Source organism: Pseudoalteromonas sp. ATL1 (genome assembly GCF_058933015.1).
On the sequence record NZ_JBZYXL010000001.1, the window covers coordinates 1,701,382 to 1,723,940 of the forward strand.

Here is a 22,559-nt window from a genome sequence, read left to right on the forward strand (position 1 = left end):
AGAGGCGTTTTTTTGAAGGTTTTTAATGTATTACAATAGTTATAATGAGAATGGATTTGGGGTTCAAATATTAACAAGGACTGGGTTGTTATTTTTTTTGTGGTTGGCATGTATTGCATACACAGATTTAAGCCCAAATAGTTCAGTGTACTTTTTGTTGGAAGAATACTACTTATACTTTGTTGGTTATGCAGTATTTGGATGTGTTTTTTATCTAAAAACGGTGTCTAAACTAATTGTATTTTGGCGTTTTTTCCTTGAGTTATTCTTTTGTGCCGGGTTCGTTAGTTATCCGCTTCAAGTTTTCTATTTTAATGGCTGGCTATTTTTATGTGCTGCTTTTATTTTTATTCTGATAGTGTACTCGAGTATATACTTTATGCGCTTTGTTTATTGGCAAGACTTTAAGCGCACATTAATTACGCAAGGAAAACTATCTAAGTACAATGAGTTTTCTGTTACTCGGGGCCAATATTTAGAAGTGTATGAGCTCAGTAAAAAGCTTCAATTTCTGAAAAAGACTGCTTTTTGGGAGAATGGATTTTTTTCAAATGAGGTGCGTTTAGAATCAAGCAAGTCCCTAGCAACAGTACGGAATATTGCATTATTGTCTGGGATCGCATTAATGATATGGATGGCTGTCGTTGGCACTGATGTATATGGACTTGCTAGTGCTGTTATTGTAATTCTGATCCTTCCGCAATTTATTCGTATCTCTATTGCTCCAGCTTTGTTGGATCTATTGCTTTGTTGCATTTTTAAATTTAAAGACTCGATTAAATTTTGAAATCAAGGCGCAGTTTCTAATGTCCACTTCCCTTAACAAGAGACAGGGGACGTTAGCCCCTAGGGCGGGATCGCACTTATGATCAAATAGCGACAATCCCATTGCTAGGCGCGAATCTGAATGAACACCTTACAGTTGTAGAAGAAAGTCGCTCTGATATTAACAAAAGCACGACTTAGTTGATGTCGTTTTCCTTGTTATTAGTGCCATCATGACAGGTGCTGAAGGTTGGCAAGATATTCAGCTCTATGGCGAGTCGAAGGAAGATTGGTTGCGGCAGTATCGGCCATTTAAAAACGGGATTCCAAAGCGCCATACCATCGCTCGGATCCTCAAAGCTGTGGTAGCAGAATAATTATGAAGGGCAGGCACTCAAAGCTTTGCGATTGATGAAAAGCCGATGCCTTTGGCCACAAGCAATACATGGACGAGGCGCAAAGAGTTCAGGCGTTTAAAGTCGCAGCAGCGGTCATCAATGTGACACCTACTATCTATCTTTACGCCCCTTGAACAGAATCCAGTCTCTGGCAAATATGAGCAGGCTTTTAATCTATTCTCACCGTTTAACCATGAGTGGCTGTAGTGGTCAAAGACATTGGCCACTACAGCTGCTCGTTTGTAACTTACACGTTCAAAAGTCTTTGCATGACACGCGATTTGGGCGACGCAAAAATACTGCGCGTATCACCATATTCCGCTACTTTACCTTTGTTTAGTACCAGCAGTTGGTCCGACATATGTTTTACAAGGCTCAGGTGGTGGGTGATCAAAATATAGCTGAGACTGGACTCGCGTTGTAATTCTAAGAGTAAGTTCACCGTTTGCGCACGAACGGACGGGTCGAGTGATGATAAAGCTTCATCGAGTACGACCACTTTAGGGTCGAGTATTAAAGCGCGTGCCAGCGCAACACGTTGTAACTGCCCACCACTGAACATATGGGGGTAATAGTCATAATGTTCTGCCAACAGACCAACGCGAACCAGTGTATGTTTGATTTTTTTATTGCGCTGTGGCGGCGTTAATTCAGTATTAAGACTTAAGCAGTCATCGAGCATATCACCAATGGTTAAACCTGGGTTGAGCGAGCGAGTTGGGTCTTGAAATATCAAACGAATATGACGGCATTGGGTTTGTCGAAGTCCGTCGTCTTCAATGGTATCCCCATCCAATAAAATTTGTCCTTTATCTCCATGATCAGCACCAGCCAATACTCTTGCCAAGGTGCTTTTTCCTGAGCCCGTTTCACCAATGATAGCTAAGGTTTCACCATGGCCCACCGCAAAGGAAATATCACGCAGTACTTGCGCATGTTTACGTTTAAACACGCCTGCACGGGTACAAAATGATTTGCTGAGTGCTTGTACTTTTAAGAGCGGTTGCATTTCGTTGGCTCCTTAACGAGTGGGAAATGGCAGGCATAACTGTGGCCATGCACACGGCTTTGTGGTGGTGTTACAACACATTGTTTTTGTGCTTGCGGGCAACGAGGGCCAAGCCTGCAACCTATGGGCAAATGCTGTAATGGTGGAATAGTGCCTTTTAGGGCATAAAATGGTTCTTTGTGAGCAAGCCCTTGTGCGTAATCCGGCAAGCTTTTCACCAAAGCTTGGGTATAAGGGTGCCTAGGTGAGTGAAATACTTTGTCTGTCGGCCCTGCTTCAACCATCTGGCCGCAATACAGCACATGCATGGCGTGAGACCAATCAGTGATCTCTTCTAATTCATGCGAGATCATCAGTACCGACATGTTTTTCAGTTGGTTAAAACTTTTCAGCAAGCGGAATACTTGGGCGCGCGCCACACTTTCAAGGGCGGTGGTTGGCTCATCAGCGATGAGTAGCTTAGGGCTACGCGCAATGGCCATGGCGATCATCACTTTTTGGCATACACCTTCAGAGAGTTCGTGTGGGTAGCTGCTGGCGACCTTTTTATCATCGCGAATACCTACCTTGTGTAGCAGGGCTTTTACTTTCTCTTTACGCTCAAGGTTACGGGAGAAAAAGCCTTTTTTGAAACAATTATCGGGCAGAGACTCTGCCACTTGTTCGTAGATTTTGGCTGTTGGATCGAGGCTTCGACTTGGCTCTTGGTAGATCATTGCAATATCACGGCTGACTACTTTACGGCGCTTCTCGGGACTTAAGCGCATTAAGTCTTCGCCTTGCCAATGCATTCGATCTGCGGTTACCGTCCAACGTTGATTTAACACTCCAACAATCGCTTTTGCTATCAAACTTTTACCTGAACCAGATTCGCCGACCAATGCATGCACTTCGCCTTCTTTGAGGCTCAAGTTAATTTTGTCCACCGCTCTGATCACGCCATCTTCGGTGCGCAGCTCTATGGTTAAGTTTCGAATATCAAGTAACTGCATTAGTCCACCTTTCGCCCTTTTAGAACTTGACGTAAACCATCACCCACTAAGTTGGTTGATAACACGGCAATGAACAGTAACACCCCAGGCAAACCAACTGTCCAAGGAGCAAGATAGATTAAGCTTAGGTTCTCAGCCAAAATAGCCCCCCATTCGGTCGTTGGGGGTTGTGCACCCAGCTTTAGAAAGCCCAGCGCGGCGATATCCAGTATTGCGGTAGACAGTGCCATGGTAAAAATAACCACAATATGCTCGTAAATATTGGGCAATACACCCCGCGTTAATATTTGCCAGTGTGATGCGCCATCTAAACGAAATGCCGTGATGTGGTCTTTGCTTAGCTCTTCTACCACGAGATTACGCACTGAATGCACATGCTGAGGGAGGAGTGCGAAAATAATCGCCCATACGGTATTTAAAAGCCCGGGCCCTAGCACCGCAATAATAATGATCGCCAATAATAACGAGGGTATCGAAAGGGTGATATCTAAAACATGGTTAAGCATACTAGAGCGTACGCCCCGACTTATCCCTGCAAAAGTGCCAAGTATCACACCAATTAAGGTGGTGACTAAAGCAGCGATGATAGATAAGCCAAAGGTGTAAGTTGCACCATTCATAAGCCGAGATAGTACGTCGCGCCCTAAATCATCGGTACCAAGAATAAAGCGCACATCCCCCAATTCATGCCATGAAGGGGGCAGCAATAGTGCATCACCATGTTGCTGATTGATGCCATAAGGTGCGATGAAAGGTGCGGTGATAGCAAGCAAAGTCAGCGCAACAAACACCCATAACCCAACTAAAGCAGGGTGATTAGATTTAAACTTACGCCATAATCGAGATAACGGAGAGCGGTTTGACTCTTCACTGAATAAATTAAACTTTGCCATGGGCCTGATTTCTCGATAATGGGTCAAATAGGGTATGGCTGAATTCAGCCAACATATTCGCCAAAATTACAAACATAGAGATGGCAAGTAGCCCACCTTGAATCGCTGGGTAGTCTCTTTGATAAATACTATCAATTAACCAGCGGCCCACACCCGGCCAAGAAAAAATAACCTCAGTCACCATGGCGAGCGTGATCAACGTACTAAACTGCAAACCTATTTGCTTGATCACCGGCAGTAAAGCATTGCGCAGTGCGTGGTGCATGACCAATTGACGCCGATTGAGTCCTTTGGCTCGCGCGGTTTTGATGTAGTTTTGCTCCATTACATCGAGCATGGAATCTCGGGTAAAGCGGATCAACACAGTTGTTGGGTACATGGCCAGTACAACGGTTGGAATGGCTAAGTGATGCAATGCATCGACAAAGGCTAAGCCTTGATAAGGGAAGCCCTGTAAAACGATATCCAATAAAATGAAATTGCTGATAGGCTCAACTTCATAGAGTAGGCCAATACGTCCCGACATAGGAAATAGGCCCAGACCCAAGCAAAATACCATAATCAACAACAGAGCGAGCCAAAATATTGGTACCGAAAAGCCAAGCAAACTCATGGCATTAATAAACTTTTCAGGCCATTTTTTGTGGTATGCGGAGGCGATGATCCCACCCGGAATCCCGAACATGATAGCAACGGCTAGCGCATACACACATAATTCGAGCGTGGCTGGAAATAGCGTAGCAACATGTTCAAACACAGGTTGACCCGATGATAGCGAGAGTCCCCAATCACCGTGTAATATTCGGTTCAAAAATGCGGCGTATTGAATAATAATGCCATCGTCTAAGTGGTATTTTAGTGTGAGTACTTGGTTTTGCTCATAAGTTGGATGCAAAATACCACTGACGTTACTAATCAATTCGCCAGGAAACAGATAACTAAGTGAAAAGGTAAAAACGGTTAAAGTGAAAACCATAAACAGCAGTAAGCTAAAGCGTCGAAGAAGGTACTCAAATAGCATTATTGGCGCCTCGCTCTACCCAAAGAAATCCCGCCAAACGGGCGTAATGAGATATCGGTAAGATCGGTACTTGTTGCCTGATAACGCATGCCGTGTGCGATCGGGATAAGTGGCAATTTTTCCATGATCATTGCTTGTGCTTGTTGGTAATACACTTTGCGCTGTTCAACATCGGTTGTGTCTAGGGCTTGCGTCAGCAATAAATCGAATTCAGGATCGCACCAGTTGGCTGGGTTTTTACCACTAAACGTGGCTGTGCAGCTGAGTAATGGACTAAAAAAGTTGTCAGGATCGGGTGTATCCGCTGCCCAGCCCAGCAGCACACTATCGTGTTCGTGTTGTCCTACGCGCTCTAAAAAAGTATTCCACTCATATTCAACAATTTGCGCCGTGATGCCAATCTCCTTGAGATCGCTTTGGATTAGCTCTGCCATTTTCCGAGCATTGGGATTGTATATGCGTGACACGGGCATAGCCCACAAAGTCATGCTAAAGCCTTTTTCAAAACCCGCTTCAGTGAGTAGCTGTTTTGCATAATCAGGGTTGTAAGTTGGCATATTCGGCTGTGCTTGATATGCCCACGAAGACGGCGGTAAATGTGAGCGTGCTTGAATACCATTGCCATAAAAAACTGCTTGCATGATTTTTTCAAAATCGACGGAATGGGCCAGCGCTTTACGAACAAGTGGATTATCAAAGGGGGGTCTTTCAGTATTGAAAGCCCAATAGCCAATGTTGAGATTGGGCGCCTTATCAACGCGAATGTCTTCACGTTCATTCAGTACACTGAGTTGAGTTGCGCTTGGGTGCGCGGTGATATCACATTCTTTAGTTAACATTTTTGCAATGCGGCTAGTGCCATTGGTGGTTATATCAAACACCAGCTGCTGCATGGGGACTTTATGCTTCCAATAATGGTCATTGCGATGGTAACGAATGAGGTTATCACGTAAAAAATCTTTATATTTGAAAGGCCCAGTGCCAACAGGGTACATATCAAATAGCGGCTTTTGTTCTAACGTGGCAAGATGATCTGCATATTCTTTAGATAAGATCACCGCAAAGTCAGTTGCTAGGTTAGATAGAAAGCTACTCTCCGCGTTGAATAATTCAAATCGAACTGTGTAATCATCTACTTTAACAATTTGTCTTATCAGTTGATCGAGTCCAACACTCTGAAAGTAAGGATAATTTGCATCGCCCACGAAGTGATATGGGTTGTACACATCAAATAAGCGGCTAAATGAAAACACCACGTCGTCGGCGTTAAGGTAGCGAGTGGGCGCAAAATAATCGGTATGATGAAACTGTACGTCTTTTCTCAGATAGAAAGTTACCGCTTTGCCATTGTCGCTGACTTCCCAACGTTCGGCTATCTCTGGCTGAAACTCTGCTGTTTCGGGATCGATGCTCAGTAAGGTGTCGTACAATTGGCTGGCAATAATATCAATCGTTGACCCAGTTGTCGTCACTTGTGGATTGAATGAGACAGGGTTTGCCTCAGCACAATACACCAACCCTTGTGTTTTCTTGATGGTTTGTTGGCTAGCATCTACACAGCCTAGCAAGTAGATGCAATACGCACCCAACAGCAAATTACGCACACCTATGCCTCTTGTTTTTGACCCGAGTCTAATAGATTGTATTTTTTCAAATATCCACGTAGCTGATGATACGTCAAACCAAGAATTTGTGCAGTTTTCTTTTGATTAAATTGGCTATGTTCTAGTGCTTTTTGTAATAAATCGATCTCAAATTCGTTAGAAAGAGTTTTTAAGTCGCATGGAAACTGAATTGTTGCACGACTCTCAATGGTTTCAGCTTTGTCGTTGTTATCAGATGCAACAGGTGTTGCAACAACTTTTGGCGCACTATGAACTTGGGCTTTGACGCGCTGCGTTGGTCGATGCGGACTTTCAAAAGGGTCTAAAACAATATTGTGCACGGGCAAACTTTCACTCCCGTGGCGGTACAAGCTTCGCTCAATCACATTTTTAAGTTCTCGAATATTGCCGGGCCAATCGTATTCAAGCAACTTGTCGGTGGCTTTACGGGTAAAACCGCTAAATAATGACCAATCTAAGTCACGCGCCATGTTAATCGCAAATTGTTCAGCAAGCAGCATGATGTCTTCTTGTCTTGATCTAAGCGGCGGCAGTGTGATCACGTCAAATGCCAAGCGGTCGAGTAAATCATGGCGAAACTCACCATTGTCAGCCAGAGAGGGTAAGTCTTCATTGGTTGCACATACGAGTCTTGTATCTACTTTAACTGTGCTTTTACCACCGACACGTTCAAATTCACCATACTCAATGACGCGAAGCAGCTTTTCTTGCACCATTGCGGAGGTATTGGCTAATTCATCTAAAAATAAAGTGCCGCCATTGGCTCGCTCAAAGCGACCTTCATGACGTTTGCTGGCACCGGTAAATGCGCCACTTTCGTGACCAAATAGCTCGCTCTCCAATAAGTTTTCGTTGAGTGCTGCGCAATTTAGCTTAATATAGTTTTGTTCCCATCGTTCTGACAGATAATGTAAGCGCGCAGCGATAAGCTCTTTACCGGTTCCTCGCTCGCCAATGATGAGGACGGGTTTTTCTAATGGCGCGAGCTGAGAGACTTGGTCTAACACGGCTAAAAAGCTATCAGATTGACCCAGTAAATTATCCTGTTGGCGGAATTGGCTCATATTGCCTAACTCTTAGTTATTTTTGCTAACTGTTAGTGTATTTCAAAAATGGGTTGAACTAAAGGGATTTTTGTATTTGGTTAACTTTATGAATTTTAATGGTTTTATGTGTTTTTAAAAGTTGGCAAGCAATTTGATTACAGTATTGTCAGCTATTTAAATTTATAAACCAAAAGAGGTAAAGATTATGGGAATTTTTTCTCGTTTCGCAGATATCGTAAATTCTAATATCAATGCCATTTTAGATAAAGCGGAAGACCCAGAAAAAATGGTTCGCCTTATTATCCAAGAAATGGAAGATACATTGGTAGAGGTGCGTTCTACATCAGCAAAAACATTGGCTGAAAAGAAAGAGTTAACGCGTCGTGTTGAGCAGCTCAATGCGCAAACACAAGAATGGCAAGAAAAAGCCGAGTTAGCACTGAGCAAAGAGCGTGAAGATTTAGCCAGAGCGGCATTGCTTGAGAAGCAAAAGTCAGCAGATGCAGTGCAAAGTGTGAAATCTGAGCTTGAGCATGTAGAAACGCACATTGAAAAGCTGCAACAAGAAGTGGCGACACTGCAAGAAAAACTAGCAGATGCAAAAGCAAGACAAAAAGCGATTGTGTTACGTCAGCGTTCAGCAGAGTCTCGTTTGGAAGTGAAAAAGGCGCTGGATAGCTCAAAAGTTGAAGACGCGTTGAATCGCTTTGAGCGCTACGAAAGCAAAATTGATGGTCTAGAATCTCAGATAGAATCTTACGATTTGGGTAAGAAGTCTCTTGCAGATGAAATTGCAGACCTGCAAAAGAACGAAAAAATCGATGATGAGCTAGCTGAACTTAAGAAGAAGTTAGCAAAAGATAAGTGAACTTAAGTGGCATCTACAGCACTTGACCTGTAGATGCCAATGAACCGCATTTGCCCACTGTTTGGAGTACAAGATTATGGACTTAGAGTTTTTAGTTGCGCCTTTCATTATATTTATGATTGTTGTTGCGCCTTTATGGTTAGTTTTGCACTATCGTAGCAAAAAACAGGTAAGCCAAGGTTTGAGCGAACATGAACACCGTCAGCTTTTAGAGCTTGCAAGTAAAGCTGAGAAGATGGCTGAAAGAGTCGAAACGTTAGAGCGTTTGTTGGACCAAGAGGCGCCTGAATGGAGACGTAAAGTATGAGCAGCGTAAAGCGAGAGCTATATCGAGATCCCAAACGGGGTAAAATAGCGGGGGTATGTGCAGGTCTAAGTGACTACTTTAATATGGAACTTTGGCTTGTAAGAATACTGGTTATCACCGCTGTGCTTTTATCTGGTGGCCCTTTATTTATCGTCGCTTACATCGCTTGCTGGTTCATATTAGACACAAAGCCGGTGTCTGCAGCGCACACAAATACGACGGTTGAAGAAGATCCGATTTCGGTGAAATTTAAAGTATGGCAAAAAGGTGAGCCACCAAGACGTGCATTATTTGATTTAAAAGACAGATTGACACGCTTGGATGATCGCATCCAAAGTATGGAAACGTATGTCACATCGGCTGAATTTACAGTGAGTCGAGAAATCAATAAGCTGTAATACAAATCCTCCATATTTTATAAGCAATTGTGGCGTCTTAACGCCACAGCGCTTCACTTATTTCTAGAGGGACTCAGAATAAAAATGAAAGCAAAGTTTCTCACGCAAAAAGCCCTCAGTACACTCAAAGTTAACACTCAAAAAGCGCTCAATCGCACCTTAGACAAACATGTTAAGCTGGCTGTTACTGGTTTTAGCGGCAGTGGTAAAACGGCATTTATCACTGCACTGGTTAAGCATTTAACGACTCAGGCCAACCGTGAAAATTTACCTTTTTTTGATGTGGTACGAGAAGGGCGGCTCATTGCGGCTAAACAGGTGCCACAAAGTGCGTTAGATATTCCAACCTTTGAATACACGAAAGCCGTAGACTGTTTACTTGATGCGGATCCCCAGTGGCCCGCATCTACGCAGCGCATCAATACCCTGACCTTGGCAATTAAGTTCAAAACGGACCATGGGATCAAGCAGCACTTGTCGCCAACTAGCACTTTGTATTTAGAATTAATTGATTACCCCGGTGAGTGGCTAGTCGATTTACCCATGTTGTCACAGGATTTTCAGGCATGGAGTAAGCAAACACTTACTTTACTGAAACACGATGCCTATCGGGTATATAGCAATGAGTTTTTGGAGCAGCTTGCGCAATTTAATCCCGAAGATGACGTTGATGAGAGTGCATTAAATGCGTTGGCACACAGTTATCAAAAGCTGTTAGTTACTTTAAAACACAAAACAAAATTGGCTCAGTTACAGCCAGGTAGAATGCTGATCCCCGGAGATCTTGAAGGCGCGCCGATTATTCAGTTTTTCCCGGTTGAACAGGAGAAGCAAGGTGGGGAGCACAGTCAGTACCTGCAGCTAAAATCTCGCTTTGAAGCGTACCAACAGCAAGTTGTACAACCGTTTTATAAGCAGCACTTTTGTCAATTTGATAGGCAGCTTGTACTCGTTGATGTGCTCAGCGCATTGAATGATGGTCCACAAACTTTGCAAGCACAGCGAGAAGCGATAGAGCATGTGATGCAAGTGTTTAACTATGGCAAGTCTGGATTTTTAAAGCGCTTATTTTGGCCAAAAATAGATAAGGTATTGTTTGCGGCTAATAAATGTGATCATGTTAGCGCCGATCATCAAGCGAATATGGCGTTGTTGCTCAATGATATGTTAGGTCATGCAAACAACGATCTAAGATTTGCGGGGGTGGAGGTTGATACGATGGCTATTTCGTCAGTACAAAGCACCCACGCCAAACAAGTCAGTGAAGGGGGCAGTGTGCTTAACTGTATCTATGGCAAGGTATTAGGTGAGGATACGTGGACAACCTATTTGCCACCACAGCCACCAAATCATGTCCTGAATGCAGCAAATTGGCCAAAACAAGGCTTTGAGTTTTTGTCATTTAACCCCGCTCAGGCACAAAAAGGTAACTTAGAACATGTCCGGTTGGATCATGCTTTGCAGTTTTTGATAGGAGACAAGTTAGCGTGAGCGAACAGAATCAGTTGCAGCCGGGCCGACGCATTAAAACCGATGATGAACAGCCAAAACAAGAGATGTTTGATCAGCCAAATGGTAAACGCTTAGAAGGCGACATTATCGAAGAACAGATGGATTTGTCAGTTGTTGAAACAGCGGATAACGTTGAGCTTGACAGTGTCTTCAAGCGAAAAGGTGGCTGGAGCTTAACCAAGCTGTTCTTTTTCAGTTTTGTGATTTTGATATTGGTAGAAACGGTTTATAGCATTATTGATGCACTGCAAAACTCTTGGCTCTTAGCGGGACTTTACAGCACCGTTTTGGGTTTGGCGATAGCGAGTTTGGGCGTATTTTTTGTCAAAGAAGCCAAGGCATTAAGACAGTTAAAACGCCATGAACACCATCGTCAAGACGGTGAAAGACTGCTAAACAGCACGCAAATCGGTGAAGCGCAATCGTGGCTCAAGCCTTTACTGGTGAGTCATCCAAAGCAACAAGTCACTGCGTTTAAAGCCAGTATCAAACCGCATCACACCGACAAAGAAGTGTTGCAATTATATGAGTCGACTTTACTTGAAAATCAGGACAATCAAGCGAAAAAAATCATAAATCAACATGCCACAACCAGTGCCATGCTGGTGGCAATGAGCCCAATGGCACTGTTAGATATGTTGGCTGTTTTGTGGCGTGGCGTACATTTAATTGAAGCCATCAGCAAACATTATGGCATTAAACTGGGTTATCAAAGCCGTATCTCGTTGTACAAAATGTTGCTGAGGCAAATGGTGTTTGCGGGGGCTGCAGAGCTTGTCTCAGATTTGGCGGCAACCAGCTTAGGCGCAGAGTTGCTAGGTAAGTTATCAGCGCGTGCTGGGCAAGGCCTCAGTGCGGGGGTGTTTACCGCTCGGTTGGGTTATAAAACAATGGCTTTGTGTCGTCCATTGCCACAACTCCAGCATCAACCTAGTTTGCTCAAATCAACGGTAGAGCAAGTATTTAGTACCTTGCTAACTCGTGTGCATGTGAAACAACCAAAAGAGTAGTGACAACTATTATGTACACCTACCTTAGTATGAGTTTGCTAAGGTAGCCGTCTTAGCGTCTGGCTTGCTTGTTAAATTGTTCCTGCTGACTTATTTATTAGATAAATCAATTTAAGAATAATAAGTTAACAGGTTAATTTATGAAGAAGTACCATGACAACACGCAATGTATTCACGGCCCTGAGCATTTCAATGATCCACACGGTGCATTAACGGCCCCATTATACCAAACCTCGACATTTCAGTTTAAAGACGCAGCTCAGGGGGCGGCGCGCTTTGCAGGTGAAGAAGCCGGTTACATTTATACGCGCTTAGGTAACCCTACAACTCGCGAGCTAGAGCAAAAAGTGGCACAGCTTGAGCAAATGGAAGATGCAGCCGCGACGGCGACCGGTATGGGTGCCGTCTCGGCATCCGTATTGAGCTTTTTGCAGCAAGGCGATCACCTGATTGCTTCGAGTGCGTTATATGGCTGTAGCTTTGCATTGTTTGCGCACATGCTGCCAAAGTTTGGTATAGAAGTCACATTTGTTGATATGACCAATGAAGATGAGCTGAAAGCGGCTGTTAAGCCAAACAGTAAAATGCTGTTTGCGGAAACGCCCATCAATCCAAATATGACGGTCTTAGATTTAAAGATGTTAGGTGCTTTCGCGCAGCAGCATAATTTGTTGAGTGTTATCGACAATACCTTCATGACGCCACTGTTACAAAAACCAAAGCACTTTGGCATTGATATTGTGATCCACAGCGCGACTAAATACTTAAATGGCCATGGCGATGTCGTTGCTGGTATTGTGTGTGGTAGTAAAGAACACATTGAGTTGATAAAACTCACCGTTTTAAAAGACATCGGTGCAACGATAAGCCCACATGATGCCTGGTTGATCAATCGTGGTTTGAAAACGCTATCAGTACGTATGGCGCGTCACTGTGAAAGTGCGCAAAAAGTCGCAGAATTTTTAGAGAGTCATCCAAAAGTGAGCCAAGTGTTTTATCCTGGTTTGCCGTCTCACCCAGGCTATCAATTTCTCGGTGAACAAATGAAAGGCGCCGGAGGAGTGATTGCGTTTGAAATTGCTGGCAGCTTGAAAGATGGTGAAGCATTCATTAATGCCACCGAGCTTTGTACCCTTGCTGTGAGTTTAGGTGACCCAGAAACGTTAATTCAACATCCTGCATCAATGACCCACTCACCATATACGCCAGAAGAGCGACAAGCTGCGGGTATATCGGATGGCTTGATCCGTATTTCAGTGGGCCTTGAGGATGCCGATGACATCATAGATGACCTGAAAAACGCTTTTTCTGCCTTTTAGTGTAACGAAAAGGTTACACTCGGCACTTCGTACCCGCCTATATGGTGGGTGTTTTGTTTTTGCTCCAAATTTGTAAATATAAGATTACGAGTTGACATAGTGTGTCAATGGTGTTGTTTGGGCTTGCTATTAAACTTTTCCTTACTTTTACATAGTATCTAGATCACAAGTTGAAGTGCGATCTTGTTAGGTCGACTGATGTAATAAGAAGGTTAAAATGGCTAAATCAAGCAAATATACTTCAAAGCAGCCAGATGCAAATGGCATCATTGCTTGGAGTGATGAAGAGAACCAAATATGGTCAGAGCTCGTGGCTCGTCAGCTCAAATGCATTGAAGGCAAAGCCTGTGATGAGTATATGGAAGGCCTAAAAAAAATTAATCTTCCCCATGACCGAATTCCACAATTGCACGAGTTAAACGAAGCGCTCGGCAAAGAAACAGGCTGGCAGGTTGCGCCTGTGCCTGCATTGATTGATTTTGATGAGTTTTTCCGCTTATTAGCGAACAAGCAGTTTCCTGTGGCGACATTTATTCGTTCGCGTGAAGAGTTTGATTACTTACAAGAACCAGATATCTTCCATGAGATCTTTGGTCACTGTGCGATGCTCACAAACCCTGACTTTGCTGAGTTTACGCACAAATATGGTCAGCTTGGTTATGCTGCTGCGAAAAAAGACCGCGTATATCTTGCGCGCTTATATTGGTTTACCGTTGAGTTTGGCTTGATGCAAACCAAAGACGGATTACGTATTTACGGCGGTGGTATTCTATCAAGCCCAGGCGAAACTCAGTATGTTTACTCAGATAAACCAGAGATCTCACCGTTAGAAGTGCAGGATGTACTACGCACGCCATATCGCATTGATATTATGCAACCCGTGTACTACACCATAAACTCAATCCATGATTTGTTCGATATTTCACAAATGGATATCATGTCGTTGGTTGAAAAAGCAAAAGAGTTAGGCTTGTTTGAGCCAAAATTTCCCCCTAAAGAAAAATTAGCAAGTTAAGGATTTATTAAATGTCTGATTTAAGTGCACAAAAATGTGAAGCGTGTCGTGCTGATGCGCCTAAAGTGTCAGATGGAGAGTTAGCGGTACTGATCAAACAAATTCCTGATTGGGTACCTGAAGTACGTGACGGCATTATGCAGTTAGAGCGCGTATTTAAATTTAAAAACTTCAAGCTAGCCCTAGAGTTCACAAATAAAGTAGGTGCTATGGCGGAAGAAGAAGGCCACCACCCAGGTTTATTGACTGAATGGGGTAAAGTGACTGTGACTTGGTGGAGCCATTCAATTAAAGGCTTACACAAAAACGACTTTGTGTGTGCGGCTAAAACAGATGACGTATTCGCTGCGCTATAAGCACACCTTATCTTGAAAAGGGCCTCGCATGAGGCCCTTTTTGTTTATGTCCTACTACCAAGATAAGTTGTATTCTTTTGGTGGCGTCGCTTGTAGTAAATGCTCTACAAAATAGTCCCAGCGCTTGCGCACAAAGTAGGGGTTTTTATCAAGAACATGTCCCATGTTGGGATAAATCATCAAATCAAAATCTTTGTTTGCCTGCATAAGTTTGGATACGAGTTGCATCGTGGCAGCAGGGTGAACATTCGGGTCAAGCTCACCATGGGCTAATAATAATTTACCTTGCAACTGTGACGCGATACTGAGGTTTGATTGTTCATCCCAGTGAGTGGTCACAGGGTAACCCATCCACATTTCATTCCAACCCGCTTTATCCACTCTAAAGTCATGATTCCCTGAAGCCGCCACGCCCACTTTGAAAAACTCTGGGTATTTGAACATGGCATGAGCTGTGTCGTAACCACCGGCACTAAAACCAAAGATGCCCACTCTATCAATATCAATAAAATCAAATTGCTCTGCCAAGCGCTTGATAGCCACTACATGGTCGTCCACTCCGCCGCCTAAATTTTTAAATGAATATTCGTGGAACTTTCGACCACGCTTGCTCGTACCTCGGCCATCCATTTTGATCACAATAAAGCCCAGTTGTGCGAGTGCATTCGCCTGTGAGCCATAGGTATAAAACGATTTGGGTGTAAAAAAGTTATGTGGGCCCGTGTAGATGTCGTCGATGATTGGGTATTGCTTATTCGGGTCAAAATTTGATGGCAAATACATCAATCCATAAAGCGGCGTTTTGTCGTCGCCAGCCAAAACGGTGAAAGGCTTAGGTGGCTGCCAGCCCGTTGCTAATAGCTCACTGGTATCTGCCTTTTGTAATTCACGTATGATTTGTCCATTGTGGCTATGCCTCAATACCGTGACAGGCGCGGTGGTGGGGGTGGAGTAAGTATCTATCACATACTTGTGATCTTCCGACAACTGAGTGCTGTGCTCTGCCGCTTCAGGTGTGAGCAAGGTTAAACCGGTGCCATCTAAATTGGCACGATAAAGATGTCGGTAGTAGGGATCTCGATTCGGTTCATGTCCCGATGCTTCAAAATAAATATGGCCGTTTTTCGCATCAATAGCGCGAATGACACGCACGGTCATCTCGCCTTGCGTAATTGGGTTTTTTAACTCGCCGGTTTTTGCGTCATAGAGATATAAATGCTGGTAGCCAGAGCGTTGCGCGCTCCAGACAAACGCATCAAGTTCTGGAACATGCCAATACTGCTGCGTCCAAGGGTCAATGAATTTATCATCCGTCTCTGTGACCAAAGTGCGTACAGATTGTGTTTCTGGGTTAACCTCTCGCATTGAGTAGCTTTGATTGCCTCGCTGCCTATGATGGTAAACGAAGCGACCATTGTCTTGCCACCACCCCCAAATGGGGCTGCCATAATAGGTTTGCATCACGGCTGGCGCATCGAGTACGGTTGCTTTAGCTGATTTCGTGTCGACTAAAACCAGTTCAGCCATCGGTAGTTGCTCATCGCCCGCCATGGGATAATAATAGCTTATTGCTCTTGGGCGTAAGCCTTCCCCCGTATCTGCTTGGACTAAAGTCAGCTTAGCGGTGTGACTTCTGTCTAATTTATGGGTGATAACATAGCGGCTATCGTCAGACCACCTGACGTCGAACGCGTTTTCTGGAAAAGGCGTTTTATTGTAGAAACTCGCGCTCGGATTGGGGTGAGTCAAAGCATAGGGCTGTTGTTCACTGCCATCTTGGGTGAGCTGTTTGTCGGTGCCCTCATTGATTGAGTGTAATACCAAGTTATAGTTTACCACTTTGATTTGCCATTGACCGTCGGGTGATATGCCTTCGGGCTTAGCGTCAACTTTAATCTCGTCACTGTGCTCGCATGCGTAGCTTGTGAGGCTACATTGCCACTGTTTTTCATTGAGCTTAAAGGTGATCGCTTCGAGCGTAATGTTCGGCTGCTCGAGTGGTAGGCTCAAAGGTGAGCTGATTTCAACACCTTGCCTTTCTAGTTCTTCTTTTAATCTAGAGTGATCAAAAGCGGCTTTTTGTAGGTTGTTTTTAGCATCGACAAGAATGAACTGATGACCGTTATTGCTAACTTGCTGGCGAAACCAAAACATGGCTTTTTCCGACAGCCAATGTGCTTCGAGCCAGCTATTTTTAACTAACGGCTTTAAGTTGTGAGGTAAGAATTGCTCAGCCTGTTGGTAATCTTTATTGGTCAACGTCGCTGTCATATTGTGTGTTTGCACATGAGATGGCTTTGGACTTTGACATGCGCTAAGTAGCGTGCCTAACGTGAGTACGAGCGATGTATATTTTATTTTTATCATTCTGTGTCTCTACAATTGCTTAGAAAGATGCAGAAACAATACTATGATTATTTTGGTATATTGTATACATTGATTTGGTTGTTTGTTATTCCACTTGGCTGATTATTATGCTGAGCGTCTCTTTTATGCACTGGTTTATTTTTATCCATTTGATTTATTTATTTAAAATTCTATCTTTGAACACCCTTTATCCTATGTTTTGTGCTTCCGATTTGTTGATAGTTATGTCTTTAATATGACAATAACCTAAAGTTGGGTATACATTATCCTATTTACCAATTGACAAATGGGCGTTACACTCAAAACCTTTAAAAGGTACAAATTTAATAAGTTTGTGCTCTACGTTAGTACGTTACACGCGGATCGGTGACATGCAGACTCAATAAAAAATAAGAAAAAGGAGCAATGGATAGCGAATGATCAAGGTAAGAAATTTAAGCCGTATATATGGCAGTGGTGAAACACAAGTGAAGGCATTAAAAGGTGTTTCACTGGATGTTGATGAAGGGGAGTTTGTTGCAATAATGGGCTCTTCAGGGTCGGGCAAATCGACCTTGATGAATATTTTAGGGTGTTTGGATTCACCGACGACAGGCACTTACTTCTTGGCTGAGCAGGAAGTTCAAACGATGGAAGACGAAGCGCTCTCCGTTATCAGAAATCAAAAAATAGGCTTTATTTTCCAAACATTTCATCTGCTTACTAGGCTCACCGCGCTTGAAAATGTGGTTTTGCCGCTTAGGTATAGTGACGTTTCAGCAGCGCAAGCTCAGCAACGAGGGTTGGCATTGCTTGAAAAAGTGGGGTTAGAAAAACGTGCGCATCATAAGCCATTCGAAATGTCAGGTGGCCAACGGCAAAGAGTCGCCATTGCTAGAGCCCTGATCAATCATCCAAAAGTTATTTTTGCCGATGAGCCAACGGGTAACTTGGACAGCAAAACTTCCCACGAGATCATGAGCTTGCTTTGCGAATTGCATGAGCAAGGCCACACCATTGTGATGGTTACCCACGAGAGCGATATCGCTGCGTATGCGCAACGTGTTGTACGTATGAGAGATGGGGAGAAAGTGGAGGATCATTTATGCGAAGCGCTTTAGTTTATATGACGTTACTCGTATCGGGATGTAGCATTGCTCAACCCATAACCATTTCAGGCGTGATTAAGGCTGGAGAAACGCAAGTCTTTTATGCGCCAATGAGCGACAGCTGGCGCTCGCAAATTCAGTGGATGCTGGGGGAAGGCGAAGTTGCCAAGGCGGGTGATGTTGTGGTGGTGTATGACTCAGGTGCCATTGCAACGCTAATAGATCAAGACCGTGTTGCATTAGATGCGGCCAAAGATGAGTTTACTCGGCTAAAACTTGAAGGAGAACAAAACATCCTTGAAGCGCAGTTCAAATTACACAAAGCGCGATTACTTGTTACTAGAGCAAAAATAGATGCCAGTGTTCCCAGCACTAACTTAAGTCATTATGAGTACGAACAGCACCAATTAACGCTGGAAAAGGCCATTATCGAGCAACATAAAGCACAAGCAAGTTTGCAGCAGGCGCAAACGCAAGCCAAAGCGAGTACACAAAAGCAAAAGCTCGAAATCGAGCGCCTTGAAGCAAGCCTTTCACACAACCAAGAGCAGTTAAAAAATATGAGTTTAACTGCCCAAAATAGTGGTCCGATTCTCTACGCAGAACACCCTTGGCAAGGTAATAAATTATTTGCGGGTGCGACAGTGCAACCGGGCTGGAAAGTGGCTGAGATCCCTTCAACAAACGGGCTGTATGTAGAAGCATGGGTTCATGAGGTTGACGCATTTGGCATTGCACAAGGGCAAGTTGCGACACTTCAATTTGATGCGTTTCGTGGTAAGCGTTTGCAAGGTGAGTTGGTTGAGCTTTCCACACAGCCAGAGAAGCGACAAAGTTGGGGTCAAGGCATGTATTACAGAGCGAAATTCACTTTTTCTGATACTGATTTGCCTTTGTTACCAGGGATGAGTGGCAGCTTAACGATGCAAGGAGAAGGAAAATGAAAGCGATCTTATTTAGCCTGATAACGATGTGGTTGTTAAGCGGTTGCGCTGAGGAACAAGCGCTCTACCAAGTCAAAGAGCAAGTTGTACTACTCACGGTAGAAGCGAATGGCGAATTAGAGTCGAAGCGCCGAGCCTTAATCGCCCCTCCATCGATAACACGCATATGGCAGTACAAAATTAAGCAGTTGGTCCCAGAGAATACCGTTGCGAAACAAGGTCAAGTGATAGTCGCATTTGATGACCAATCTGTGCGTGAGCGCTTGCAGGACTCACAAGCAAAGCTCGTCCAAGCCAAAAAAGAGCTGGAAAATGAACAAGCGCAAATCATCAAAAAAGAGGAAGAACTCAAACTCGCGCTTGCCGAAGCGAAAATGAATTTTGATAAGGCAAAGCGTCGCGCAGAGATCATTGACAACTCCCGCTCCGACAATGACCGCAAAAAAGCACAAATAGACTATTCAATAGCCGTCAGTGAATTGGAACTTGCTAAAAGCAAATTAGCATTTCACGTGGATAATAAAGGGTTGAGCATTCAAATTGCGAAAAGCAAAGTTGCTCGATTTGATGCCGAAGTTAAAGAGTTAGAGCGTGATATAGAAAGGCTTCAAGTCAAAGCGCCGATGGATGGCTTAGTCGCCTACCATGCAAACTGGCAAGGAGAAAAACCAAGTGTTGGTGAATCGGTGCAATTCGGGCAGCCTGTCATCGAGTTATCGGTCATTGAACAAATGCAGGTGAAAGCACAAATAAAGGAAGCTGACTTTGGACGTATTTTCTCAGGGCAAGATGTGAAAGTGATAGTTGATAGTGCGGAAGGTATTGTTGTTGAGGGCAAAATTGTTGAAATAGGCAAAGCATTTAGAGAAAAGTCCTATCAAGATAAAAGTCATATTGTTGATGCCATTATTGAGTTGCATGAGGTAAATACCGATAAACTGCGGCCAGGCATGAGTGCCAGAGTCGAAATCGTCACCGCGCGAATTGATAACGCGCTGGCGGTACCACTAGCTGCGATTACGCATAAAGAGGGGAAAACTTTTCTAGAAACAACGGATGGTGAACAGGAAGTTTCTGTATCACATACTACACCGGTGCTAGCGGTGATCGCTTCGGGTATTAGTCAAGGTCAGGAGGTGAGGTTATGAACAAAACACTCGTATCGCTATTGTTAACTTCACTGTTGTTAGGCTGCCAAAGCGATGAAGAGCAACAAACTGACTTGTTATACACAGTACAGAAGCAGCCCTTTGTTATTACGGTGAGTGCCGAGGGCGCATTGGAAGCTGCAAGTGAAACTGTGATTTCAGCACCCACTTCATCGAGGGGACCACAGATTTTAGCTTGGATTATGCCCGAATATTCCCACGTTAAAAAAGGGGATGTTATCGCTCGTTTTGATGGCACATATATGCAACGGCAAAAACGCTTTAGCGAATTTGATAAAAATAAGGTATCGCAAGACATTAAGGTCACCGATATTGGCCTTGTTACACGCAAGTCTCATTTAGAACAAGATCAAATCATTGTGAATGAAGAAAAAGTGTTTGCAGAAAAGTTTTCGATTGAGGATGAGCGGATCCGCTCGAAGTTGGACATTCTAGACCAACTGCAAAATGTCGAGTATTTGAATGCCAAAGAAGCTTACTTTGATTGGCAAACAGAGCAGTTTTCTACCACCGCACTCGGTGAAATAGAGTTGCTAAAACTCCAATCTAAAGCCCACGAAGACAAAATCAAAATGTACGATACCAATTTGTCAGGGTTAATGGTCGTTGCGCCTCATGATGGGTTATTGACGCACAGTGCGGATTGGCGAGGCGATAAGCCAAAACCGGGGCAAACATTGTGGTCTGGTCAAAAAATTGCGGGTTTACCGGATGTATCGACGTTGCAAGCCAAATTATATGTGCATGAAAAAGAAGCGTTTGGCTTAAAAGAAGAGCAGTCTGTTGAGCTGACTTTGCTATCAGACAGAGCGACGTCTTACCAAGGCAAAATAAAGCGTATTTCTGCTTACCCGCAATCGATAAGCCGGGGCGACCCACAAAAGTATTATGAAATTATCGCCAGCATAGAAAATGGCGCTGCACATTTCAAACCGGGTAATAAGGTGGTGGCGTCATTGTTAGTGCAAGATGAGAAAATGGCTTTAACAGTGCCAAAACACAGCCTTATCAATGACAATAACGAGACATTTGTATTGGTGAATAAAGGGCAGCAACTAGAGCGAACAAAAATAACGGTGGGCTTGAGTAACTTGAGCCATGTTGAAGTATTGTCTGGGTTAGAGGCTGGACAGGAAATAGCGTTAGTCACTAAGCAGGAGTGGTAATGAAGTATATGGACTTATTTTTAGACGCAATCGCTCAGCTTAAGCAACATAAACTCAGAACGTTTTTAACGTTACTGGGAATGATCTTTGGCGTGGGTGCCGTTATAGCAATGCTTAATATTGGTGAAGGGGCTGAGCGTGAAGCACTTAAGATGATAGATTCAATGGGGATCCGTAATGTCATTATTCATGCCAAAGATATTGATGATACAGACCTCAAAGAACAGCGTAAACATTCACAAGGGTTGAACCTATTAGATGGTCAAACTGTGGTTGATGCGCTCCCGTTTGTGAGTGATTTTGCCGCACTTAAATTAATAGATACTTATCAAGTGTTCAGTGAATTTAGTAGCTTTGCTGGTGAAGCCGTCGGGGTGACAGATAACTATTTTAAGCTGGCACATTATCAACTAAGCAGCGGAAGAATGTTGAGTGACAATGACAGTCTTACATATCGACAGGTGGCATTGCTTGGGGCCAATGCGGCAAAAGCTTTATTTCCACTCGGTAATGCACTTGGGCAGCAGGTAAAGGTTAACCATTTATGGTTTGAAGTGGTTGGGATCTTGGCGGCACCTTATTACAACAAGCAAGAGTTTCAGGGGGTGACGCTAGGAGGTGAGCAAAGCCGTATCTTTATTCCACTGTCAACCGCCACTAATCGCTTCAATAGTGGTTTACTGGCACCGGAGATCACGGAACTTAAACTTGCAGTGGAAAAGACACATAGCCCGATTATCGCGTCACATGCTATCACCAATATTTTATCCATAAGGCACAGTGAGGTTGATGATTACCGAGTGACAGTCCCTGCGGCGCTATTGGCGCAGCAAAAGCAGACTCAGGCGATTTTCAACATAGTCATGTCATGTGTGGCGGGTATTTCGCTGCTGGTTGGTGGCATCGGCATCATGAATATTATGTTGGCGACCGTGCTTGAGCGAACAAAAGAAATTGGCTTGTTACGGGCGATTGGTGCAACACGAAAAAATATTCAAATACAGTTTATGACTGAAAGCTTTATCATCTCCATTTTTGGCGGCTTATTGGGCGTGATCTTTGGCATTATTCTTTCTGAAGTGATTGCTTTTTATTCAAATTGGGCAGTTTCTTGGTCATTTAGCGCTATCATATTGTCGTTCAGCATTTGTGCGTTTGTGGGTATCGTGTTTGGTGTGTTTCCCGCGGTAAAAGCATCAAAGCTTGATCCTATCCAAGCATTGCAAAGCGATTAATTGCTAATTGAGCGGGGCGAGAAGGCCGGGCCTCGCTTCGTTTATAGCTGGAGCAT

Annotated in this window: 21 protein-coding genes and 1 pseudogene; 15 read left to right on the plus strand and 7 right to left on the minus strand. The window is 43.8% G+C overall.

All coding sequences use genetic code 11. The features are described 5' to 3' along the window. Positions 1-25 precede the first annotated feature (25 nt). A complete protein-coding gene (locus AC5FX4_RS07595) occupies positions 26-787 on the plus strand; it encodes a hypothetical protein (RefSeq protein WP_493605834.1) in 762 nt (253 codons plus the stop codon). Between the two features lie 116 nt (positions 788-903). After that, positions 904-1,139, plus strand: a pseudogene (locus AC5FX4_RS07600) (transposase family protein); the annotation flags it as partial. A 271-nt stretch (positions 1,140-1,410) separates the two neighbouring features. On the opposite strand, the gene AC5FX4_RS07605 reads toward AC5FX4_RS07600, so the two are convergent. The 6 genes from AC5FX4_RS07605 to pspF are packed head-to-tail and all read right to left on the minus strand — an operon-like array spanning position 1,411 to position 7,767. Next, positions 1,411-2,172 (minus strand): ATP-binding cassette domain-containing protein, encoded by a 762-nt coding sequence (locus AC5FX4_RS07605; protein ID WP_493605835.1) that lies wholly within the window; start codon positions 2,170-2,172, stop codon positions 1,411-1,413. Beyond that, complete coding sequence (locus tag AC5FX4_RS07610; RefSeq protein WP_493605836.1) at positions 2,157-3,164, minus strand: peptide ABC transporter ATP-binding protein; 1,008 nt, start codon at positions 3,162-3,164, stop codon at positions 2,157-2,159. The genes AC5FX4_RS07605 and AC5FX4_RS07610 overlap by 16 nt, the downstream gene beginning before the upstream one ends. Then, positions 3,164-4,057 carry an ABC transporter permease subunit gene (locus AC5FX4_RS07615; RefSeq protein ID WP_493605837.1) on the minus strand — a complete coding sequence of 298 codons (894 nt, stop codon included), beginning with the start codon at positions 4,055-4,057 and terminating at the stop codon, positions 3,164-3,166. The genes AC5FX4_RS07610 and AC5FX4_RS07615 overlap by 1 nt, the downstream gene beginning before the upstream one ends. Further along, positions 4,044-5,078 (minus strand): ABC transporter permease, encoded by a 1,035-nt coding sequence (locus AC5FX4_RS07620; RefSeq protein ID WP_493605838.1) that lies wholly within the window; start codon positions 5,076-5,078, stop codon positions 4,044-4,046. The genes AC5FX4_RS07615 and AC5FX4_RS07620 overlap by 14 nt, the downstream gene beginning before the upstream one ends. Continuing rightward, positions 5,078-6,682: an ABC transporter substrate-binding protein gene (locus AC5FX4_RS07625; protein ID WP_493605839.1), complete on the minus strand. Its 1,605-nt coding sequence runs from the start codon at positions 6,680-6,682 to the stop codon at positions 5,078-5,080. Before AC5FX4_RS07625 ends, AC5FX4_RS07620 begins: the two co-directional genes overlap by 1 nt. Before the next feature lie 2 nt (positions 6,683-6,684). Then, positions 6,685-7,767, minus strand: coding sequence for a phage shock protein operon transcriptional activator (gene pspF, locus AC5FX4_RS07630; protein ID WP_493605840.1), 1,083 nt, complete (start codon positions 7,765-7,767; stop codon positions 6,685-6,687). A 187-nt stretch (positions 7,768-7,954) separates the two neighbouring features. Between pspF and pspA the strand changes: the two genes are divergently transcribed. The 8 genes from pspA (at position 7,955) to AC5FX4_RS07670 (ending at position 14,534) form a co-directional block, all read left to right on the plus strand. Beyond that, entirely contained in the window at positions 7,955-8,617 is a 663-nt protein-coding gene (pspA, locus tag AC5FX4_RS07635; RefSeq protein ID WP_493605841.1) for a phage shock protein PspA, read from the plus strand. A gap of 73 nt (positions 8,618-8,690) precedes the next feature. After that, a complete protein-coding gene (gene pspB, locus AC5FX4_RS07640; protein ID WP_493607790.1) occupies positions 8,691-8,924 on the plus strand; it encodes an envelope stress response membrane protein PspB in 234 nt (77 codons plus the stop codon). Next, positions 8,921-9,322, plus strand: a complete 402-nt coding sequence (pspC, locus tag AC5FX4_RS07645; protein WP_493605842.1) for an envelope stress response membrane protein PspC — start codon at positions 8,921-8,923, stop codon at positions 9,320-9,322. The genes pspB and pspC overlap by 4 nt, the downstream gene beginning before the upstream one ends. Positions 9,323-9,406: 84 nt before the next feature. Further along, a complete protein-coding gene (locus AC5FX4_RS07650) occupies positions 9,407-10,813 on the plus strand; it encodes a YcjX family GTP-binding protein (RefSeq protein WP_493605843.1) in 1,407 nt (468 codons plus the stop codon). Then, a complete protein-coding gene (locus AC5FX4_RS07655) occupies positions 10,810-11,844 on the plus strand; it encodes a TIGR01620 family protein (protein WP_493605844.1) in 1,035 nt (344 codons plus the stop codon). Before AC5FX4_RS07650 ends, AC5FX4_RS07655 begins: the two co-directional genes overlap by 4 nt. 140 nt (positions 11,845-11,984) lie before the next feature. Next, a complete protein-coding gene (gene megL, locus AC5FX4_RS07660) occupies positions 11,985-13,163 on the plus strand; it encodes a methionine gamma-lyase (protein WP_493605845.1) in 1,179 nt (392 codons plus the stop codon). A 217-nt stretch (positions 13,164-13,380) separates the two neighbouring features. After that, the gene (phhA, locus tag AC5FX4_RS07665; protein WP_493605846.1) at positions 13,381-14,178 is read left to right on the plus strand and encodes a phenylalanine 4-monooxygenase; all 798 of its coding nucleotides are present in this window, start codon (positions 13,381-13,383) and stop codon (positions 14,176-14,178) included. Between the two features lie 11 nt (positions 14,179-14,189). Next, the gene (locus AC5FX4_RS07670) at positions 14,190-14,534 is read left to right on the plus strand and encodes a 4a-hydroxytetrahydrobiopterin dehydratase (protein ID WP_493605847.1); all 345 of its coding nucleotides are present in this window, start codon (positions 14,190-14,192) and stop codon (positions 14,532-14,534) included. A gap of 54 nt (positions 14,535-14,588) precedes the next feature. On the opposite strand, the gene AC5FX4_RS07675 is transcribed toward AC5FX4_RS07670, so the two are convergent. Continuing rightward, positions 14,589-16,901: a S9 family peptidase gene (locus AC5FX4_RS07675; RefSeq protein WP_493605848.1), complete on the minus strand. Its 2,313-nt coding sequence runs from the start codon at positions 16,899-16,901 to the stop codon at positions 14,589-14,591. Positions 16,902-17,317: 416 nt separating this feature from the next. Here AC5FX4_RS07675 and AC5FX4_RS07680 point away from each other — a divergent pair, with 416 nt between their 5' ends. The 5 genes from AC5FX4_RS07680 to AC5FX4_RS07700 are packed head-to-tail and all read left to right on the plus strand — an operon-like array spanning position 17,318 to position 22,503. Next, positions 17,318-18,001: an ABC transporter ATP-binding protein gene (locus AC5FX4_RS07680; protein WP_493605849.1), complete on the plus strand. Its 684-nt coding sequence runs from the start codon at positions 17,318-17,320 to the stop codon at positions 17,999-18,001. Continuing rightward, positions 17,986-18,933, plus strand: coding sequence for an HlyD family secretion protein (locus AC5FX4_RS07685; protein WP_493605850.1), 948 nt, complete (start codon positions 17,986-17,988; stop codon positions 18,931-18,933). Before AC5FX4_RS07680 ends, AC5FX4_RS07685 begins: the two co-directional genes overlap by 16 nt. Beyond that, complete coding sequence (locus AC5FX4_RS07690) at positions 18,930-20,081, plus strand: efflux RND transporter periplasmic adaptor subunit (protein ID WP_493605851.1); 1,152 nt, start codon at positions 18,930-18,932, stop codon at positions 20,079-20,081. Before AC5FX4_RS07685 ends, AC5FX4_RS07690 begins: the two co-directional genes overlap by 4 nt. Beyond that, entirely contained in the window at positions 20,078-21,268 is a 1,191-nt protein-coding gene (locus AC5FX4_RS07695) for an efflux RND transporter periplasmic adaptor subunit (protein WP_493605852.1), read from the plus strand. Before AC5FX4_RS07690 ends, AC5FX4_RS07695 begins: the two co-directional genes overlap by 4 nt. Next, a complete protein-coding gene (locus AC5FX4_RS07700; RefSeq protein ID WP_493605853.1) occupies positions 21,268-22,503 on the plus strand; it encodes an ABC transporter permease in 1,236 nt (411 codons plus the stop codon). The genes AC5FX4_RS07695 and AC5FX4_RS07700 overlap by 1 nt, the downstream gene beginning before the upstream one ends. Positions 22,504-22,559 lie beyond the last annotated feature (56 nt).

Coding starts and splice junctions, on each gene's coding strand:
- AC5FX4_RS07595 (WP_493605834.1), top strand. CDS start 26: ATGTATTACAATAGTTATAATGAGAATGGATTTGGGGTTCAAATATTA.
- AC5FX4_RS07605 (WP_493605835.1), bottom strand. CDS start 2,172: ATGCAACCGCTCTTAAAAGTACAAGCACTCAGCAAATCATTTTGTACC.
- AC5FX4_RS07610 (WP_493605836.1), bottom strand. CDS start 3,164: ATGCAGTTACTTGATATTCGAAACTTAACCATAGAGCTGCGCACCGAA.
- AC5FX4_RS07615 (WP_493605837.1), bottom strand. CDS start 4,057: ATGGCAAAGTTTAATTTATTCAGTGAAGAGTCAAACCGCTCTCCGTTA.
- AC5FX4_RS07620 (WP_493605838.1), bottom strand. CDS start 5,078: ATGCTATTTGAGTACCTTCTTCGACGCTTTAGCTTACTGCTGTTTATG.
- pspF (WP_493605840.1), bottom strand. CDS start 7,767: ATGAGCCAATTCCGCCAACAGGATAATTTACTGGGTCAATCTGATAGC.
- pspA (WP_493605841.1), top strand. CDS start 7,955: ATGGGAATTTTTTCTCGTTTCGCAGATATCGTAAATTCTAATATCAAT.
- pspC (WP_493605842.1), top strand. CDS start 8,921: ATGAGCAGCGTAAAGCGAGAGCTATATCGAGATCCCAAACGGGGTAAA.
- AC5FX4_RS07650 (WP_493605843.1), top strand. CDS start 9,407: ATGAAAGCAAAGTTTCTCACGCAAAAAGCCCTCAGTACACTCAAAGTT.
- megL (WP_493605845.1), top strand. CDS start 11,985: ATGAAGAAGTACCATGACAACACGCAATGTATTCACGGCCCTGAGCAT.
- phhA (WP_493605846.1), top strand. CDS start 13,381: ATGGCTAAATCAAGCAAATATACTTCAAAGCAGCCAGATGCAAATGGC.
- AC5FX4_RS07670 (WP_493605847.1), top strand. CDS start 14,190: ATGTCTGATTTAAGTGCACAAAAATGTGAAGCGTGTCGTGCTGATGCG.
- AC5FX4_RS07675 (WP_493605848.1), bottom strand. CDS start 16,901: ATGATAAAAATAAAATATACATCGCTCGTACTCACGTTAGGCACGCTA.
- AC5FX4_RS07680 (WP_493605849.1), top strand. CDS start 17,318: ATGATCAAGGTAAGAAATTTAAGCCGTATATATGGCAGTGGTGAAACA.
- AC5FX4_RS07685 (WP_493605850.1), top strand. CDS start 17,986: ATGCGAAGCGCTTTAGTTTATATGACGTTACTCGTATCGGGATGTAGC.
- AC5FX4_RS07690 (WP_493605851.1), top strand. CDS start 18,930: ATGAAAGCGATCTTATTTAGCCTGATAACGATGTGGTTGTTAAGCGGT.
- AC5FX4_RS07695 (WP_493605852.1), top strand. CDS start 20,078: ATGAACAAAACACTCGTATCGCTATTGTTAACTTCACTGTTGTTAGGC.
- AC5FX4_RS07700 (WP_493605853.1), top strand. CDS start 21,268: ATGAAGTATATGGACTTATTTTTAGACGCAATCGCTCAGCTTAAGCAA.